The sequence below is a fragment of the Exiguobacterium alkaliphilum genome (genome assembly GCF_018138125.1).
GTDB lineage: Bacteria > Bacillota > Bacilli > Exiguobacteriales > Exiguobacteriaceae > Exiguobacterium > Exiguobacterium alkaliphilum.
On the sequence record NZ_CP073101.1, the window covers coordinates 870962 to 888971 of the forward strand.

An 18010-nucleotide genomic window follows, 5' to 3' on the forward strand; every position below is an offset into this window, starting at 1 on the left:
TAACATTGGTTTTTAAAGACGCTATAACGTGATAACCTTAATTTATAATTTTCAAGGGATGTTAAATGCATCCTTTTTTATGTGGTTTAGACAATTAATAGTTTCATATACAGAGGAGGAGTATCATGACAATCAAAAAAGTGAGAAAAGCCGTTATCCCGGCGGCAGGTCTCGGTACACGTTTCCTCCCGGCGACGAAGGCGATGCCGAAAGAGATGTTGCCGATCGTCGACAAGCCGACGATTCAATACATCATTGAAGAGGCGGTTGAGTCGGGTATCGAGGATATCTTGATCGTCACGGGGAAAGGCAAACGTGCGATTGAAGATCACTTCGATTCCGTGCCCGAGCTCGAGCAGACGTTGATCGAAAAAGGAAAGTCGGAGTTTTTGAAGCTCGTCGAAGAGACGACGAATATTAACATCCACTTCATCCGTCAATCGAAACCGATGGGACTCGGTCATGCGGTGTTGCAAGCGAAAGCGTTCATTGGCGATGAACCGTTCGTCGTCATGCTTGGCGACGACATCGTCCAGGCGGATGTGCCGTGTACGAAGCAATTGATTGAGCAATACAATAAAACGGAAAGCTCGATTATCGGCGTGCAACCGGTCTCGCGTGACGTGACACATCGTTACGGGATTGTCGACCTTCAATCGACGCTTGAAGGCGGGTTACATAAAGTCGAGTCATTCGTCGAAAAACCGGCACCTGGGACGGAACCATCGAACTTGGCTATTCTCGGTCGTTATTTGTTCACGCCCCAAATCTTTAAGTTTTTAGAGACGCAAGATGCGGGTGCGGGCGGAGAGATTCAGCTGACGGACGCCATCACGCGATTAAATGAAGTACAACGTGTCTTTGCCTACGAGTTTGACGGCAAGCGGTATGACGTCGGTGAGAAGCTCGGTTTTATCCAGACGACGCTCGAATTTGCGTTGAACCGTGACGACCTTCGAGACGACGTCTTGAAGATGATCACGCAATTAGTCGAAGAACAAACTGCGGTGAACGCAGTCAAGTAAGGGGAGGGAAACCGATTGTCGATTCCTGAACTCGGTCGTAAATCTTTACGGACCGGTCTATTGGTCACGCTTGATATCATCGCAATTTTGTCGTCGATGGTACTGACTTATTTTTTCTTATATCCAGTTGAATTCATTCAAAATATCGATCAAAACCACTTTTTAGAGTCTGCATTCCTTTATAGCGCCCTCTTTATCGTCATGGCCGGAGTGAGCCGGTTGTACCGTGTCGCATGGCGCTTCGCGAGCATGTCCGAGGCGATCCGTCTCGCTTCGACATTATTCATGAGTACGGTCACGTTACTGCTCATTCAATTCGCGGTATACGGTGAGGCGATGGAGCGGATGTTGTTCCTAAGCTTTTGTTTGTCGCTTCTTATGCTTGGAGGGATTCGTTTAGGCTCACGCGTCTACATCACGTGGAAACAGCAGCAATACTCCATTTTTCTCGGCCGCAATATGAAACGCCGGAAAGATGTGAAACGAACGCTCGTCATCGGGGCCGGACAAGCCGGACGCATGTTGGTTCGACAAATCCAACAGTCGGATAACCATCGGATGAACCCGGTCGCATTTATTGATGACAATCGTCATCTCCAAACGTTGACGGTCAATGGGGTACGTGTTGTCGGGACGATTGAGCAATTAGAACAAGTCGTCGAGAACGAGGCGATCGATAAAATTGTTTTTGCAATCCCATCGATGAGCTATCAAGAGCGTCTCGCCATCATTAAGCGAGCGAAGACAGTCTGTACGAACGTGCATACGCTTCCAATGATTGAAGAAGTCGCAGCTGGAAAAGTGGCTGTCAATCAGATGCGTCAAGTGTCGATTGAAGATTTGCTTGGTCGTGAGCCGGTCGAACTCGACATTTCCGGTATCCAGTCGGAAGTGGAAGGGAAGACGGTGTTGGTGACAGGTGCTGGTGGATCGATTGGATCCGAAATCTGTCGTCAAATTTTGAAATTCAGTCCGGAACGATTGCTTTTACTTGGGCACGGTGAGAACAGCATTTATTTGATTGAACGTGAATTACGTGAACTGAAGGTAGATGTCGAACTCATTCCGGTCATCGCTGATGTGCAAGACGTCGAGCGGTTACGTGATGTCTTTATGACGCACACGCCGCACCTCGTGTTTCATGCGGCAGCGCACAAGCATGTCCCTTTAATGGAAGCAAACCCGCATGAAGCTGTTAAGAATAATATCTATGGCACTAGAAATGTCGCTGAGATGGCAGATGAGTTTGGGGCAAATCGATTTGTGATGATTTCAACGGATAAAGCCGTTAATCCAACGAACGTGATGGGGTCGACAAAACGTATTGCTGAAATGGTCGTTCAAAATTTAGCAAAGAGTAGTCAAACGAAGTATGCCATTGTCCGCTTTGGAAATGTGTTAGGTAGCCGTGGCTCAGTCATTCCGTTGTTCAAAACACAAATTGAGAAGGGTGGTCCGGTCACGGTCACACATCCGGACATGACACGCTACTTCATGACCATCCCTGAGGCAAGTCGCCTTGTCATTCAGGCGGGAACACTTGCCGATGGTGGAGAAGTGTTCGTGCTCGATATGGGCGAACCGGTTAAGATTGTAGATTTAGCGCGTAACATGATCAAGTTGAGCGGTTTTTCTGAAGAACAAATTTCAATTGCCTTTAGCGGAATTCGCCCAGGTGAGAAGATGTTTGAAGAGCTGCTGAAAGAAGGAGAGGTCCATCCCGAGGCGGTGTATCCAAAAATCTTTACGGGCATCGTGACCGAAGAGGCGGATTTGGAAGGGAAGCTTGCGCGAATGAATAAATTGAAGACGGGTGAAGCGCTCAGTCTTTATCTTGTCAATTGGGCGAATGATTGTCTCGATTCCGTGAAACACGATGATTTAAAAGAAACAGTTTAACTAATGGAGTGTGAAGGATGAAGTATATCGAACAGAAGCGGAAAATCGACTTTATATTGTCGTTAATTGGACTGATTATACTGGCACCGTTATTTATTGGAATCATGATTGCGATTAAGCTCGAGTCGAAAGGACCCGTATTTTTCAAACAAAAACGAGTCGGACTTCTTCAGTCACACTTCAATATTTTGAAGTTTCGAACGATGCGAATCGATGCACCGAAAGACACACCTACGCATTTGTTGGGTGATCCGGAGCAGTACATTACGAAAGTCGGTAAGTTTCTTCGGAAAACGAGTCTCGATGAACTGCCTCAAATCATTAATATCCTTAAAGGAGAGATGGCCGTGATTGGACCACGCCCCGCACTTTGGAATCAATATGATTTGATTGAAGAACGTGAGAAGTACGGTGCAAATGGTGTGTTACCAGGTTTAACAGGATGGGCTCAGATTAATGGTAGAGATGAGTTACCGATTGAAATAAAAGCAAAATTGGACGGGGATTATATCAAAAAAATGTCCTTTTGGATGGACGTTCGTTGTTTTTTAGGAACTTTGCTGAGTGTAGTGCGGAGCAAAGGAGTACTAGAAGGTGGTACTGGAGTTATGCTCAGAGAGGTGGCTTCAACGATGGAACATAATAAGGATGAGAAGCATGACAACAAATAAGCATATTTTAGTAATCAGTCAATATTTCTTTCCTGAAAACTTTAGAATTAATGAAATTTGTAAGGAATGGGTGAAAAAAGGCTATAAAGTGACTGTAGTTACTGGTATACCTAATTACCCTGAGGGCAAATTTTACGAAGGATACAACTTTTTTGATAAGCGTACTGAAAATTATTATGGTGCAGAAATTATTAGATTACCTATTATTCCGAGAGGGAACTCAAAACTCTCGCTTATTTTAAATTATTTCTCTTTTGTTGCTTCAGGCTTTATTTGGTCGAAATTTTCACGATTAAAACCAGATAGTGTATTTATTTTTGAGGTGTCACCGATGACACAAGCATTACCTGGGGTATGGTTTGCGCAGAAAAATCAAATTCCGTGCCATATCTATGTTCAAGATTTATGGCCGGAAAACGTAGAAATTGTAACTGGAATTAAGTCTAAAAAAATCCTTGTGCCAATTGGAAAGATGGTTGACTACATTTATTCTAACTGTGATCGAATCTTTACGACATCTAACAGTTTTGTAGAAGCTATCTTGGAGCGTGGTGTTCAAAAAAATAAAGTATTTTACTGGCCGCAATATGCTGAGGAAGTTCAAATTAACTTGTTACACAAGAAGAAAGTAAAAGATGAACTGTCTGTTGTTTTTACAGGTAATATCGGAGAAGCTCAAGGTTTAGAGCAACTAGTTCCATTAGCACGGCAGTTAAAACAATTAGGACATGAAGAGTGTATCCACTTCACTTTAGTAGGTGGAGGACGTTTCAAAAATACTTTAATGAGTATGATAGATGATGAAAACCTCACCTCTATGTTTACGTTCACAGGCCGGGTTTCTTCAGGAAAAATACCATCAATACTTCGGTCGCATGATATCGCACTATTATCGCTTTCTCCGAATCCTTTGTTTGATAAAACGATACCAGCAAAACTACAGACATATCTTTCTGTAGGAATGCCGATATATGGTTTAGTCGGAGGAGAAGCGAAACATATTATCGAGGAATCTCAATCCGGTTATACGGCAAATCAAAAAGATATCAGTAGTCAAGTTGAACTGCTTCTAAACTTTTTAGGGAAAGACGAGAGCGACATGAACGAGCTTAGAGATAATGCGACAGCGTACTCAAAAAATCACTTTGATAAAAACAAATTAATGAATGAAATGGATAGATATTTAAATAATCAACCACTTAAAGAAAGTGGCGAAATTGTAAAGGAGACTAACTATGTTTAATAATAAAACGTTGCTTATTACTGGAGGGACAGGGTCATTTGGAAATGCAGTAATGGAACGTTTCCTTGAAACTGATATTAAAGAAGTCCGTATTTTCTCACGTGATGAGAAAAAACAAGAGGACATGCGTAAAAAATATCAAAACGAAAAGTTAAAGTTTTATATTGGGGATGTTCGTGATCAAAACAGTGTCAAGAATGCGATGTACGGTGTAGATTACGTGTTTCACGCGGCTGCTCTAAAACAAGTACCATCATGTGAATTTTTCCCGTTAGAGGCAGTAAAAACAAATGTCCTCGGGACTGAGAACGTTTTAAATGCTGCAATCGAAGTTGGTGTCAAAAAAGTAATTTGCCTTTCAACCGATAAGGCGGCGTATCCAATTAATGCGATGGGGATTTCAAAGGCGATGATGGAGAAGGTATTTGTTGCGAAAGCACGTACGATTGATTCGACTCAAACGTTAATTTGCGGCACTCGTTACGGGAATGTTATGGCTTCTCGTGGATCGGTTATTCCTTTATTTATTGAACAAATTAAGAAAGGTGAACCGTTAACTGTCACGGACCCGAACATGACGAGATTCTTGATGAGCTTAGAAGAAGCGGTAGAGCTCGTTGTGTTTGCATTCAATAATGCAGTAGCCGGTGACATCATGGTTCAAAAATCTCCGTCGTCTACAGTTGGGGACTTAGCAATCGCTTTAAAAGAACTATTTGAAGCAGATAATGAAATCAAAGTAATCGGTACACGTCATGGAGAGAAGGCCTTCGAGACATTATTGACTCGAGAAGAACATATTGTTGCTGAAGACATGGGTGGTTTCTATCGAGTTCCAGCTGATACCCGAGATTTAAATTATGATAAGTATTTCAGTGAAGGAGACCAACAATTGACACAAGAAACTGAATATAATTCAAATAATACAGAGCGGTTAACAATTGAGCAGATTAAAGAGTGTTTGTTGACTTTAGAATATGTTAAAAAAGAACTTCAAAAGAAGGTTAGACTATGAAAATCCTTGTTACCGGCGCGAACGGATTTCTAGGAAGAAATTTAGTTGAACAACTTAGAAATCAGGGTTATGACGAATTATTACTATGTGATCGCAACACGTCTGAATCTGAATTAGAACAGTTTTCTCAAGAAGCTGAATTTGTTTATCATCTCGCAGGGGTGAATCGACCAAAAAAAGAAACGGAATTTATTAAAGGCAATACAGAATTTACAGAGAAATTGCTTCATTTATTAAATGAGAATCCAAATAATCCAGCAGTGATGTTTGCATCTTCGGTCCAAGCGGAGTTATCTAATCCCTATGGAGAAAGCAAAAAAAAAGCGGAATCTTTTGTTCAAGCTTATGGAGAAAAAAATCAAACTCCAGTTGCAATCTATCGTTTTCCAAATTTGTTCGGGAAATGGTGCAAGCCTAACTATAATAGTGTAATTGCAACATTTTGCCATAATATTGCACGGGATATTCCTGTTCAAGTAAATAATACAGAAACCGAACTAACAGTCGCATATATCGATGACGTCGTTAAAGAACTAATCAGTTTGTTAGAGAAGTCTAGCTTTAATGAAACCTCTGTATTATACGAAATTACTCCTACTTATAAAGTTAAATTAGGGGAGTTAGTAAATTTAATCAATACATTTAAAGAATCGAGAAATGATTTATCAGTTCCACAATTAAATCAAAATTTAACAAAAAAAATGTATAGCACTTATTTGAGCTATTTGCCAGAGGATGATTTTTCATATGACTTGACTATGCATGTGGATGATAGGGGATCTTTCACGGAATTTATTCGAACTCCTGATCGAGGGCAATTATCAGTTAATATTTCTAAACCCGGGATTGTTAAAGGTAACCATTGGCACCATACAAAGAATGAAAAGTTTCTAGTGGTTAGTGGACAAGGCGTGATTCGTTTTAGAAAAATTGGTTCTGACAATATTATTGAGTATTTTGTGAGTGAACGTAAATTAGAAGTGGTAGATATTCCTGTAGGATATACACACAATATAGAAAATTTAGGAGAATCAAATATGGTTACCCTTATGTGGGTTAATGAACCTTTTGATTCTCAACATCCAGATACATATTATACGGAGGTTTAATTACATTTATGAAAAAAATGAAGGTAATGACTATTGTAGGAACTCGACCAGAAATTATTCGCTTATCTGCAACTATAAATAAATTAGAAGAATCTGAAGCAATTGATCATGTACTAGTTCATACTGGGCAAAATTATGATTACGAATTAAATGAAGTTTTCTTTGAAGATTTTAATCTTAGAAAACCAGATTATTTTTTAAATGCAGCTAATGGAACAGCCACGGAAACAATAGGGCATATTTTGATTGCAATTGACCCTATTTTAGAAGAGGTGCAGCCAGAAGCAGTTTTAATTTTAGGTGATACAAATAGTTGTTTATGCGCAATTGCAGCTAAGAAACGCAAAATTCCGATTTTTCACATGGAGGCAGGAAATCGTTGTTTCGATCAACGCGTTCCAGAGGAAACTAATCGTAAAATTGTAGATCACATTGCGGATATAAACTTAACTTACAGTGACATTGCTCGAGAATACTTACTCCGAGAAGGTTTGCCTGCTGATCGTATTATTAAGACTGGTAGTCCTATGTATGAAGTACTAGATTCAAAAAAAAATGATATAGAAAAATCTGATGCGCTTCACCGTTTAAATTTAAAAAAGGATAATTATTTCTTAGTTTCTGCTCATAGAGAAGAAAATATCGGAAATGAGCAAAAGTTCTTCGCTTTAGTGGAATCATTAAATGCTATTGCAGAAAATCACAACTTACCAGTTATAGTAAGTACCCACCCAAGGACTAAAAAAATGATTAATGAAAAGGGAATTGAATTTCATGACAATATAAAACTGATTAAACCGCTAGGATTTGTAGATTACAATAATCTTCAAATTAATGCTAAAGTCGTACTTAGTGATAGTGGAACAATTAGTGAAGAAACTTCAATATTGGGATTGAAAAGTTTGAACATTAGAGAGGCTCATGAAAGACCAGAAGCTATGGAAGAAGCTACTGTAATGATGGTTGGTGTAAATAAAAATACGATTCTTCAGGGTGTAAGCATTATAATGAATCAAAATGCTGAATGTTCATTACCAGTAGCTGATTACACAATGCCAAATGTTTCAGAAAAAGTTCTTAAAATAATCGTATCGTACACTGATTATGTTAATAGAACTGTGTGGAAAAAAAGTTTATGAAAGTAATTATTTTAGCCCCAATCCCTCCGCCTGCAGGAGGGATAGCTAGTTGGACTTTAAGAATGCAAGGAGCTTCATTAAAAAACGGCTGGAAAATTGAAGTTGTTGATGAAAAACTCATAGGAGATAGAAAAGTTTTTGGAAAAGAATCAAAAATCAATTTAAAAAAAGAGGTAGTAAGAACTTTTGGTATATGGAAAAATTTACTATTTAAATTAATTGATAAAGAAACTAGAGTGGTTCATGCGTGCATTCCTGCAAGTACAAATAGTATGCTACGAGAAATAGGTTCCTGTAGTCTTACCAAGTTATTTAGAAAAAAATTTATAATTCATTATAGATGTACAATCCCAAATATCTGCACTGGGAAAATCAACCTATTTTTATTTAAAATTCTAAGTAACATGAGTGATTCTTTAATAGTATTAAATAAAGAATCATATAATTTTTCGATAAAACACTCTAGGAAAAGAACGGTTATAATTCCTAACTTTGTAGAAAATAATATAACCGAATCTATTCGATTTAAAGAAATATCACCAAAAATAAGCAAGATAGTTTATGTTGGTGGGGTTATAGAAGAAAAAGGTTGCAATGATATTATAAAAGCTGCTGAAAAATTACCGAAAATTAAATTTCATCTAGTTGGAAAGCATGATTCGGATTTTTCTTCAAATATTTTTCTGGAAAATGTTGTTTTGTTAGGGGAAAAAAATAAAAAAGAAGTACAAGAAGAGCTTGCAACTTCAGATCTATTCATTTTCCCGACATACTTTCCTGGGGAGGGATTTTCTAATGCTTTAGTTGAAGCTATGGCGTTAGGACTTCCTTGCGTTGTTTCAGATTGGGCTGCAAATAAAGATATGATCGAAGATAAAGGAGGAATAGTTGTAAGTATAAAAGATGTTCAAGGATTAGTGAATGCAATTAATAAGTTAAATGATGACCCGGAATTAAGAAAGAGACAATCAGAATGGAACGTATTAAAAGTAAAGAATTTTTACAATGAACGTAGGATTGTAGATTTATACGTCGATGAATACGAAAAATAATAATGGAGATAAGAATATGTTACGTAAAATAAAATTGGTAATTACAATTTTGTACAATTTATTTAGATTGCCATTAACAAATATTATTTATCTTGGTGCTCTAAAGTTTTCAAAAGTAGTATTAATATCTCCCTTTGCTAGTATTTCATCGTCAAACAAGGGACGGATAGAGATTGGTTACAAATGTGGTATTGAATCCGGAACATTAATTAGAGCAAATGAAGGCGAATTAAAACTGGGATCAAACGTTTATATAAATAGAAATTGTAATATAGTCGCATATGATTCAATAGAGGTAGGTGCAGGCACAACAATTGGTCCAAGTGTAAATATATATGATCATAATCATACATTTGTATCTACCGATAAAAAATATGAAACTGAAAGAATAATAATTGGAAATAACGTTTGGATAGGTGCAAATTCCTGTATTCTTAAGGGCGTTAAAATAGGAAATAATTCAATTGTTGGAGCTGGAAGTGTGGTAACTAAAAGTATACCTGAAAATGTAATGTACGCTGGAAACCCTGCTAAGCTACTAAAGCAGCTACCGAGGAGCGCAAAAAATGAAGAAAAAAGTGGGTATTCTCATTCCTTCGATAAATGAAGGCGGTGCAGAAAGAGTAGTATCAAGATTAACTTATATATTAAACGAAAAGTATGATCTTCATGTAATAGTGTATGAAGACACGTATCTTAAGTATCCTATTAACGTGCCTATAATTAACCTAAATCTAAAGGCAAATACTTCAAGTGTTTTATTAAAATTGCTTACTTTCTTTAAGCGTATAATACTAATGAAGAAAACCAAAAGGAAGTATAAATTTGATGCTGTGATTAGCTTTATGGATAGTCCAAATGTTATTAACATTTTATCCTCGGATAAAAAATGTAAGACAATTATATCAATTAGAAATTACAATTTTTCTAGAAGAAATAAATTGATAAATTCCATTATCTTTAAGTTATACAAAAAATCTGATCAAATAATAAGCGTATCTAAGAAAATTGAAGAAGATCTTGTTCACACTTACAAGATAGATGAAAATAAAATAACGACAATTTACAACCCTTACGATAATGACGAAATAGAAAAGTTAAAGAAAGTTCAACTCCAAGAAAAATATAATTTGGTTTTAAACAACAATTTTAATTTTGTAAGTGTTGGTAGAAACACTTATCAAAAGGGCTTTTGGCATCTAATAAAAGCTTTTAAAATTGTGAATGATATTCATCCTGGAACAAAGTTAGTTATTGTGGGTAGAGACGAAACCCAAGGTAAAGCAAGTAAATTAATAAGTGAATTAGGTTTAAAAGATAATGTGTTATTAGTGGGATCACAAAAAAACCCTTTTAATTTTGTTGCTGCCAGTGATGTCTATGTTACCTCATCTTTATTTGAAGGGTTCCCAAACTCAATGGTGGAAGCAATGGTTTGTGGTAAACCTATTATTTCTACTGATTGCAATTCTGGACCAAGAGAAATTCTTTCGGATACGATTAAGTCGGATTTAAAATTTGATACATACAAAAAAGCAGAGTATGGAATTTTAGCACCTGCGTTCAACTTTGATGAAATTTGGGATTCTAGATATTTTACTAAAGAAGAGAAAATATTAGCAGACGCAATGTTGAATTTTATTCAAAATCCAAGTGAGTTGGAACTATACAAAGAAAAAGCAAAGAAAAGAGCGGAAAAATTTAGTTCAGAAGAGTGTGGCTTAGGTTATATTGATTTAATTGATAAAGTTTTAAAATGAAAATAAATTATATACTGGAGGAAGTATGAAAAAAATTTTAATAATTACAGCTAGAGCAGGATTTCCTCATGGTTATGGGGCCTCAAGTATATTGAGAAAGTATAGTAAAGGTTTTGTAGAAAAGGGATACTTTACGAAAGTATTATTATTAAGACCCTCTGAAGAACCTGATAAAAATACGGCAATAAATGATAATATTTATGGTGTATATGATGGAGTAAATTATGAATATATGTCAAAAAGAGTTCATACAAGTAGATTTTTTTTTGCAAGGATTTTTTTGTATCTTTTTTCATGCATACGTACACTAACCGAAATTTTTAAAAATAGAAGAGAAATAGAACGAATATTTTTTTATTCTCCAGATTATTTATTATCTGTATTATCTATTCAACTTTTATGTAAAGTACTTAAAATTCCATTAATAGGAATTAAAACTGAATCTAGTGAGGCTGATAAACAAAGAATAAAGAATCCTTTTTGGAAATTAAAAGAAAAAATACTATACTCTCTCTTTTCTTCAATGATTGTAATTACAAAATATTTAAAGAATCAACTACAATCATTTGGTTACAAAGGAAAGATAAGTGTGTTACCTATTATAGTTAATGAAAATATGTATAATCATTTAGAGTTGAAAACAAAAAAAAATAAGAGTCTTGTTTATATGGGGACTTTAAATTATGAAGAAGAACTTATTGATTTATTAACCGTCTATAGTCATGTGAAAGAAAAGAATAGGGATTGGAGTTTAATAATAATTGGTGAATTCAGATCTGAAAAATTAAAACAAAAAATAAAAAAAATAGCTCTGCAACTAAATTTAAAAAATGACGTTATTTGGAAAGGGAAACTTTTAGCTGAAGAGGTTTCTTCGAGTCTTATTAACGAAGGCGTAATGGTTTTACCTAGAAGAAAAACAGAATACTCAGAAGGTGGTTTTCCTATCAAACTAGGAGAGTATTTATTAACAGGATCACCTGTGATTGTTACAAGAACAGGTGAAATAGATCAATACTTAGAAGACGGAAAAGATGTATTTATGGTAGAGCCGAACAATCCATATTTGTTTGCAAGTAAAGTCAATGAAGTCATAGAGAATTATGATAGCTCTCTACTGGTTGGAAAACAAGGAAAAGAAGTGGCAATTAAATCGTTCGGTTCTGTTAGTATATGTCAAAAAATGCTGGAGATTTAATAGATGAATAAAAAAATAATGCCTTTTATAAATATATACTCTCTATTTACAATATTTTACTATTTCTTCGGGCGGTATGATTGGGAAATACCTTCATATTCTAAACTATTTTTGTGGATTATTATACTATTGGTCTCCTTGAACATGGGATACTATTTTAAGTATGAATTTACTTTTAAAAAGAAATTAAATAATGGAAAAGTAATAGAGGAGAGAGAAGATAGTAGAGTACTTAAAACGGATTACTATAAATTATTTGTAATAAGTTGTCTATCTATAATTATCTTTCAAGTAATATGGGTTGTCACTGTCTTAGGTGAATTTAATGTCATTAATATTTTTGAATCTCTAGGAAGTAACTATTATGAACGTTTAGATTTTGGAAAAGACGAATCTGCTTTAGGAATGCAAATCAGAACACTGTTTTGGGGGCTTACTTTATTCGCATATCCAATTGGTTTTGTTTTCTTTAATTCTTTGAAGTTATCAGGAAAGATTTTGTTGTTTGTAACTATTTTGATAGATATGATTGCAGCTCTCAATATGGGGATCAGTAAGAATATTGGAGACATTGTAATTATATATATTCTTAGTGTTATCTTAAAAAAATATGTGCATAGTCCATCTAAAAAAAAGGAAGAAACAAATAAGAAAAAGATTTTAATAGTAATTTTATTATTTTTAACAATGTTTGGTGCTATTCAACAAAGTAGAGACGAGACTAAAGGAATGAGTTCTCAAAATCAATTGTTTTCTAATTTCTCGACTGTAAGAGAGGACACATTTTTCGATGTTATGACTTTTAATAACGTAGGGTTAGTTAGCACTATAGACAGAATGGGTGTGTATGTCTCCCATGGCTATACAGGTTTAGCATTTTCTTTAGAAACTTCTTTTCAAAATACTTATGGGCTAGGTTTTTCACGAGCATTAATGGATTATGCAAGGCAATATCTAGGCATAGAGTTAATGACTAAAACCTACATGTCTCAAATTGAAGCCTCATATGGGTGGCCGAATGGAATGTATTGGTCAACAGCCTACGTTTGGTTTGCCTCAGCAACATCTTTTTTATTTCTGCCATTAGCAATGTTCTTTTTTGGATATATTTTATCCAAAGTTGAAAAAAGATTTAGCGTTTACAAAGATGTTTATAGTTTAGCTTTTTTAGCACAGTTATTTATTCAAATGGTTTATCTTCCGGCAAATGCTCAAATATTCCAATCGAGATCAGCTTTGATTGGAATTATTACATTAAGTGTTATTTATGTTATAACAGGAAGGAAAATTAGAAGGTGATGAGTAAAACTTCGAAGCAATATGTTTTGGTTTTATCAGGAAACTTAACTACATTAATGTCAGGTTTTTTAATTAGTGTATTAGCAACCCATACTATGGCTACTTCTGAGTATGGATTTTATAAAGCCTATTTAATTGCTTTACAGCTGTTTGCTACTATTTCGCATCTAGGATTTCACTATACTTTTGGAAGAGAGTATGCAGCTTCCAAAAGTATATCTGATTTAAAAAGCTTAAATGGATTGGGTCTAAAAATAATATTTATTTGTTCTTTTACGTTATTGTTAGGATTCTATTTGTTGTTTTTTACCGGTGAACAATTCGAAATTTTCTCAATACCAGAATATATTAAACTCGCATCTTGGACAGTGTCAGTTATGCTTCTAATTTTTTTTGCACAACAAAAGTTACAAGGGAAAAACGAAATGGGATATTATGCGGCATTAACAATACTCCCTCAATTGTTTATGAGCATATTATTTAGCGCATCATACTTGTTAGGTATTAGTTTAAGTGGTGAACAGGTTGTTTTTTCATACTTGATTTTTAACGTAATCTCATTAATGTTTATCTTCAAAGAAGGGGTCAAGTTTAATACGCAAAGTTTAAATAAAAAGATAATACAGAACAATAAAACGTATGGATTTAATCTCTATTTAGGATCCTTAGTGGCTGTATCAGCATCTCAATTTCTAAGCTTATTAATAGCTACGATAGCTGGTTTGGAGGAGTACGGACTATTTGCGTTAGGTATGAGTCTTGCTTCTCCGATTGCATATGTTGCTTCTACACTTGGAATAGTCAATTTTAAGAGAAATTTAAAAGCAACTCACATTAATAATAATGAGCTTATTAGAACTGCTATGTTAACGTTTGGAACTTGTGTACTCTACTATATATTTTTGAATTTTTTCATAGAATATATTATTGGAGTAAATTACAGAGGTGCTGTTAAGTACGCGAATGTTTTAATTATATTTTACGCGATGACTGGATTAGGAGACTATTTGAATAAATTTTTAAGCGCTAAAGGAGAAGGAACTAAAATTCGGAATGGGTCAATTTTATCGGGAGTATCCCTAGTATCAATATCAGCATTATTAATACCATTTTTGGGAATTGCAGGACTTATTGTTTCGAAAATTATTGGGGCTCTGGTTTATCTGATAAGCATGACTATAGCTTATAAAAAAACGATAAAAGAATTAGGAAAGTAAATATAATTTTGAATCGATAAATTAACATACTAAAAAATTGAAATTGTTGTTTAAGTTCCTGATCGTTTCAACTATAAATATTTTAACTATAGAAAAAATAAATAAACGTTTTTCTGCAACATAAGTAACTTTTAGAATACTGAGGAGGATAAAATTATGAGAATTTTAATTACAGGTTCTAGTGGATTTGTTGGTTTTTCATTATCAAAAAAGTTATTAGAAACTGGTCATGAAGTTATTGGTATTGATAACATGAATGATTATTATGAAACAGATTTAAAAGAAAATCGATTGGAAAGCTTACGCAAATTTAATAATTATAAATTTCATAATGTTAGTCTTTCGGATATGGAGTCATTAAAAAAAATTTTTGATACATATTCTTTAGATTATGTTATTAATCTTGCGGCCCAAGCTGGTGTACGCTATTCAATCGAAAATCCTCAAGCTTACATGGATTCTAATTTGCAAGGATTTTTAAACATTTTAGAAGCTTGTCGTAAAAATCCGGTTAAGCATCTAATTTATGCTTCTTCAAGTTCAGTGTATGGAGGTAATAAAATTGCTCCATTCTCGACGAATCATAATGTGGATCATCCGGTAAGTTTGTATGCCGCGACTAAAAAATCAAACGAATTAATGGCACACACCTATAGCCACCTTTACAGAATACCAACAACAGGTCTAAGATTCTTTACTGTATATGGTCCATGGGGTCGTCCTGACATGGCTTACTTTTCATTCACGAAAGATATTATCGAAGGTAATCCGATTAAAGTATTTAATCACGGGAAAATGGAGCGTGATTTCACTTATATCGATGACATCGTAGAAGGTATCATTAAGTTGATTCCTAATGCGCCTAAAGCGAATTTGGATTGGAATGAAAGTGTTGACTCGACGAGTGAAAGTTTTGCACCCTACAAGATTTATAATATCGGAAATAACGAGCCGGTGACATTGATGCAGTTCATCAAAACACTTGAACAAAAGATTGGTAAAGAAGCAGTGAAAGTATATATGGATATGCAACCTGGCGATGTACATCGTACTTATGCAGATGTTTCTGACCTTGAAAGAGATATCGGTTTCAAGCCGAGGACCTCGATTGAAGATGGACTAGGTAAGTTTGTTGACTGGTATAAAGAATACTATAAAGTGCAAATATAAACTATCGGGGGAAAATAATGAACATTACAGTAGCAGGAACAGGATATGTCGGTCTTTCTATGGCTGTATTACTTTCTCAACACAATAAAGTCATTGCACTGGACATCATGAAAGAAAAAGTAGAAATGATTAATGCAAAACAATCGCCAATTGCTGATACGGAAATTGAAGATTTTTTGCAGAACAAAGAATTGAATTTAGTCGCGACAACAGACAACTTGACAGCGTTCAAAGATGCCGAATACGTCGTGATTGCTACACCTACGGATTATGATCCGGTACGTAATTACTTCAACACGCGTACAGTTGAGAGTGTCATCGCAACAGTGCTTGCAATTAATCCGGATGCCATCATGGTCATCAAATCGACTGTCCCGGTTGGATATACAGATGAAGTCAAAGCAAAATTCGATACGGAGAATATCATCTTCTCACCAGAATTCTTGCGTGAAGGTCAAGCGTTGCATGATAACCTTTATCCATCACGTATCGTTGTCGGTGAGCAGTCTGAGCGTGCGGAAGTGTTCGCGAACTTGTTGAAAGATGCTGCGATCAAAGAGGATATCGAAGTCTTGTTGACTGACTCAACAGAAGCAGAAGCCATCAAACTCTTCTCAAACACGTACTTAGCGATGCGTGTCGCCTTCTTCAACGAACTCGATACGTACGCGGAAGTGCGTGGTCTCGATTCGAAACAGATCATTGAAGGTGTCGGACTCGATCCGCGCATCGGTTCGCACTACAACAACCCATCATTCGGTTATGGCGGGTACTGCTTACCGAAAGATACGAAGCAGCTCCTGGCCAACTATGAGGATGTACCGAACAATATCATCGGGGCAATCGTTGACGCGAACCGCACACGGAAAGACTTCGTTGCAGAGTCGATTTTGAAACAAAATCCAAAGCGCGTCGGCGTCTATCGTTTAACGATGAAGACGGATTCGGACAACTTCCGAGCCTCATCTATCCAAGGAATCATGAAGCGCATCAAGGCGAAAGGTGTCGAAGTTGTCATCTATGAGCCGGTTCTAAAAGAAGAATCGTTCTACAATTCACCGGTCATCAATGACTTTGAGACGTTTAAAGAGACCGCGGATATCATCGTCACAAACCGCTTACATCCAGAACTTGAAGATGTAGCGGAGAAAGTATATACACGCGATTTGTATAGTCGTGACTAAGAAGCTAGATGGTACATTCACTAGTACCGTCTTCTTTTAAAATAAATAGGTATAGTTAACTATTTTATAGAAAATGAATAGAATGTGTTTATATAAAGCGTTGGGACGGACAACATTCAACTAAATTCTGTCCGTCCCAATTCTATTCGTTATGGTTTTTGGTTCAATCCATCAATCAACTGACGCGTCCGCTCGCGTGACACATGAAGATAACGCTCGGTCGTGCTAATCGACTTGTGTCCGAGTAGCTCGGCGACGCCGACGATGTCCTTTTTCTGCTCGTACAACGTCGTTGCGAAGCTATGGCGCAACATGTGGGTCGTCAGCTTCAGACCGAACTGTTCGGCGGCGATTTCTTTTAGGTCTTGGTTCACGAAGCCTGGCTGGACGACGCGTCCTGTCGGCATCAAGAAGATTTTGTTCGAGTTCCCGGCCTTCGGGCGCCGGACGTCGATATAGAGCTTCAACTCTTTCGTGAGCCGCTGCGTCATCGGCACGACGCGGGTCTTGCCGCCTTTGCCTTTCATGACGGTGAGTAAGCGCTCTTCAAAGTTGATGTGATCGAGTTCCAAGTCCAAAATTTCGCTGATCCGTAGTCCGGCATCGCCCCCGACGAGATAGATTGTATAGAGCGTATAGTTTTTGGCGTGATACAATACGACATCCAATTGGTCGCGGCTGATGATCGTCGGTGGTTCGGTGACGCCTTCCCGCGTGATGATTCGACTGAATGGGTTCTGCTCCATCCAGCGCTGCTCGACGGCGAACGTGAACAGCCCGCGGACGCGCATGATATACGACCGGACCGTGTTGTCGGCTTTCCCGCTTAGGTGCTTCTTGTATGGAACCGCGTAGCCCATCTCGGTGATGTCTTGGATGTAGACGGCACCCCGTTCGGCCGCATACTCGGCAAAGCTCCGTAGCGTGTTGCGTTTACTTTTCAGCGTCGTCTCCGGGGACTCCTTCCGTTCTTTCAAGTCTTCTAAGTACAGGTCGATCGCATCGTTCAGTAACACACGTTTCATCACA

16 protein-coding genes are annotated in these 18010 nt (G+C 36.7%); 15 read left to right on the top strand and 1 reads right to left on the bottom strand.

The window, feature by feature from the left end; genetic code table 11:
- Positions 1 to 125: 125 nt before the first annotated feature.
- From galU to KB235_RS04710, 15 genes are all read left to right on the top strand, one after another.
- On the top strand, positions 126 to 1025 hold the full coding sequence (gene galU, locus KB235_RS04640; RefSeq protein ID WP_276514418.1) for a UTP--glucose-1-phosphate uridylyltransferase GalU: 900 nt from the start codon (positions 126 to 128) through the stop codon (positions 1023 to 1025).
- Positions 1026 to 1040: 15 nt separating this feature from the next.
- Complete coding sequence (locus tag KB235_RS04645; RefSeq protein WP_246514336.1) at positions 1041 to 2924, top strand: polysaccharide biosynthesis protein; 1884 nt, start codon at positions 1041 to 1043, stop codon at positions 2922 to 2924.
- 17 nt (positions 2925 to 2941) lie between these two features.
- Positions 2942 to 3595: a sugar transferase gene (locus KB235_RS04650; protein ID WP_211780555.1), complete on the top strand. Its 654-nt coding sequence runs from the start codon at positions 2942 to 2944 to the stop codon at positions 3593 to 3595.
- Entirely contained in the window at positions 3582 to 4838 is a 1257-nt protein-coding gene (locus tag KB235_RS04655; protein ID WP_211780556.1) for a glycosyltransferase family 4 protein, read from the top strand. Before KB235_RS04650 ends, KB235_RS04655 begins: the two co-directional genes overlap by 14 nt.
- On the top strand, positions 4831 to 5853 hold the full coding sequence (locus tag KB235_RS04660; protein WP_211780557.1) for a polysaccharide biosynthesis protein: 1023 nt from the start codon (positions 4831 to 4833) through the stop codon (positions 5851 to 5853). Before KB235_RS04655 ends, KB235_RS04660 begins: the two co-directional genes overlap by 8 nt.
- A complete protein-coding gene (locus KB235_RS04665; protein ID WP_211780558.1) occupies positions 5850 to 6962 on the top strand; it encodes a polysaccharide biosynthesis C-terminal domain-containing protein in 1113 nt (370 codons plus the stop codon). Before KB235_RS04660 ends, KB235_RS04665 begins: the two co-directional genes overlap by 4 nt.
- A gap of 8 nt (positions 6963 to 6970) precedes the next feature.
- Positions 6971 to 8101, top strand: coding sequence for a non-hydrolyzing UDP-N-acetylglucosamine 2-epimerase (gene wecB / locus KB235_RS04670; RefSeq protein ID WP_211780559.1), 1131 nt, complete (start codon positions 6971 to 6973; stop codon positions 8099 to 8101).
- The gene (locus KB235_RS04675) at positions 8098 to 9153 is read left to right on the top strand and encodes a glycosyltransferase family 4 protein (protein ID WP_211780560.1); all 1056 of its coding nucleotides are present in this window, start codon (positions 8098 to 8100) and stop codon (positions 9151 to 9153) included. The genes wecB and KB235_RS04675 overlap by 4 nt, the downstream gene beginning before the upstream one ends.
- Positions 9154 to 9169: 16 nt before the next feature.
- A complete protein-coding gene (locus KB235_RS15750; RefSeq protein ID WP_211780561.1) occupies positions 9170 to 9760 on the top strand; it encodes an acyltransferase in 591 nt (196 codons plus the stop codon).
- Complete coding sequence (locus KB235_RS04685) at positions 9720 to 10913, top strand: glycosyltransferase (protein ID WP_211780562.1); 1194 nt, start codon at positions 9720 to 9722, stop codon at positions 10911 to 10913. The genes KB235_RS15750 and KB235_RS04685 overlap by 41 nt, the downstream gene beginning before the upstream one ends.
- Before the next feature lie 25 nt (positions 10914 to 10938).
- Positions 10939 to 12111, top strand: coding sequence for a glycosyltransferase (locus KB235_RS04690; RefSeq protein WP_211780563.1), 1173 nt, complete (start codon positions 10939 to 10941; stop codon positions 12109 to 12111).
- A 3-nt stretch (positions 12112 to 12114) separates the two neighbouring features.
- Positions 12115 to 13410 (top strand): hypothetical protein, encoded by a 1296-nt coding sequence (locus KB235_RS04695; protein WP_211780564.1) that lies wholly within the window; start codon positions 12115 to 12117, stop codon positions 13408 to 13410.
- On the top strand, positions 13410 to 14627 hold the full coding sequence (locus KB235_RS04700) for a lipopolysaccharide biosynthesis protein (protein ID WP_246514396.1): 1218 nt from the start codon (positions 13410 to 13412) through the stop codon (positions 14625 to 14627). Before KB235_RS04695 ends, KB235_RS04700 begins: the two co-directional genes overlap by 1 nt.
- Before the next feature lie 156 nt (positions 14628 to 14783).
- Positions 14784 to 15797: an NAD-dependent epimerase gene (locus KB235_RS04705; protein WP_211780566.1), complete on the top strand. Its 1014-nt coding sequence runs from the start codon at positions 14784 to 14786 to the stop codon at positions 15795 to 15797.
- Positions 15798 to 15814: 17 nt separating this feature from the next.
- Positions 15815 to 16981 (top strand): nucleotide sugar dehydrogenase, encoded by a 1167-nt coding sequence (locus KB235_RS04710; protein WP_211780567.1) that lies wholly within the window; start codon positions 15815 to 15817, stop codon positions 16979 to 16981.
- Positions 16982 to 17130: 149 nt separating this feature from the next.
- On the opposite strand, the gene KB235_RS04715 is transcribed toward KB235_RS04710, so the two are convergent.
- A complete protein-coding gene (locus KB235_RS04715; protein ID WP_211780568.1) occupies positions 17131 to 18006 on the bottom strand; it encodes a tyrosine-type recombinase/integrase in 876 nt (291 codons plus the stop codon).
- Positions 18007 to 18010 lie beyond the last annotated feature (4 nt).

What these genes read in the sequence shown, in the direction of transcription:
- KB235_RS04675 (WP_211780560.1), top strand. Translation starts at nt 8,098, where the DNA reads ATGAAAGTAATTATTTTAGCCCCAATCCCTCCGCCTGCAGGAGGGATA.
- KB235_RS04650 (WP_211780555.1), top strand. Translation starts at nt 2,942, where the DNA reads ATGAAGTATATCGAACAGAAGCGGAAAATCGACTTTATATTGTCGTTA.
- galU (WP_276514418.1), top strand. Translation starts at nt 126, where the DNA reads ATGACAATCAAAAAAGTGAGAAAAGCCGTTATCCCGGCGGCAGGTCTC.
- wecB (WP_211780559.1), top strand. Translation starts at nt 6,971, where the DNA reads ATGAAAAAAATGAAGGTAATGACTATTGTAGGAACTCGACCAGAAATT.
- KB235_RS04700 (WP_246514396.1), top strand. Translation starts at nt 13,410, where the DNA reads ATGAGTAAAACTTCGAAGCAATATGTTTTGGTTTTATCAGGAAACTTA.
- KB235_RS04710 (WP_211780567.1), top strand. Translation starts at nt 15,815, where the DNA reads ATGAACATTACAGTAGCAGGAACAGGATATGTCGGTCTTTCTATGGCT.
- KB235_RS04660 (WP_211780557.1), top strand. Translation starts at nt 4,831, where the DNA reads ATGTTTAATAATAAAACGTTGCTTATTACTGGAGGGACAGGGTCATTT.
- KB235_RS04665 (WP_211780558.1), top strand. Translation starts at nt 5,850, where the DNA reads ATGAAAATCCTTGTTACCGGCGCGAACGGATTTCTAGGAAGAAATTTA.
- KB235_RS04695 (WP_211780564.1), top strand. Translation starts at nt 12,115, where the DNA reads ATGAATAAAAAAATAATGCCTTTTATAAATATATACTCTCTATTTACA.
- KB235_RS04690 (WP_211780563.1), top strand. Translation starts at nt 10,939, where the DNA reads ATGAAAAAAATTTTAATAATTACAGCTAGAGCAGGATTTCCTCATGGT.
- KB235_RS04685 (WP_211780562.1), top strand. Translation starts at nt 9,720, where the DNA reads ATGAAGAAAAAAGTGGGTATTCTCATTCCTTCGATAAATGAAGGCGGT.
- KB235_RS04705 (WP_211780566.1), top strand. Translation starts at nt 14,784, where the DNA reads ATGAGAATTTTAATTACAGGTTCTAGTGGATTTGTTGGTTTTTCATTA.
- KB235_RS04655 (WP_211780556.1), top strand. Translation starts at nt 3,582, where the DNA reads ATGACAACAAATAAGCATATTTTAGTAATCAGTCAATATTTCTTTCCT.
- KB235_RS04715 (WP_211780568.1), bottom strand. Translation starts at nt 18,006, where the DNA reads ATGAAACGTGTGTTACTGAACGATGCGATCGACCTGTACTTAGAAGAC.
- KB235_RS15750 (WP_211780561.1), top strand. Translation starts at nt 9,170, where the DNA reads ATGTTACGTAAAATAAAATTGGTAATTACAATTTTGTACAATTTATTT.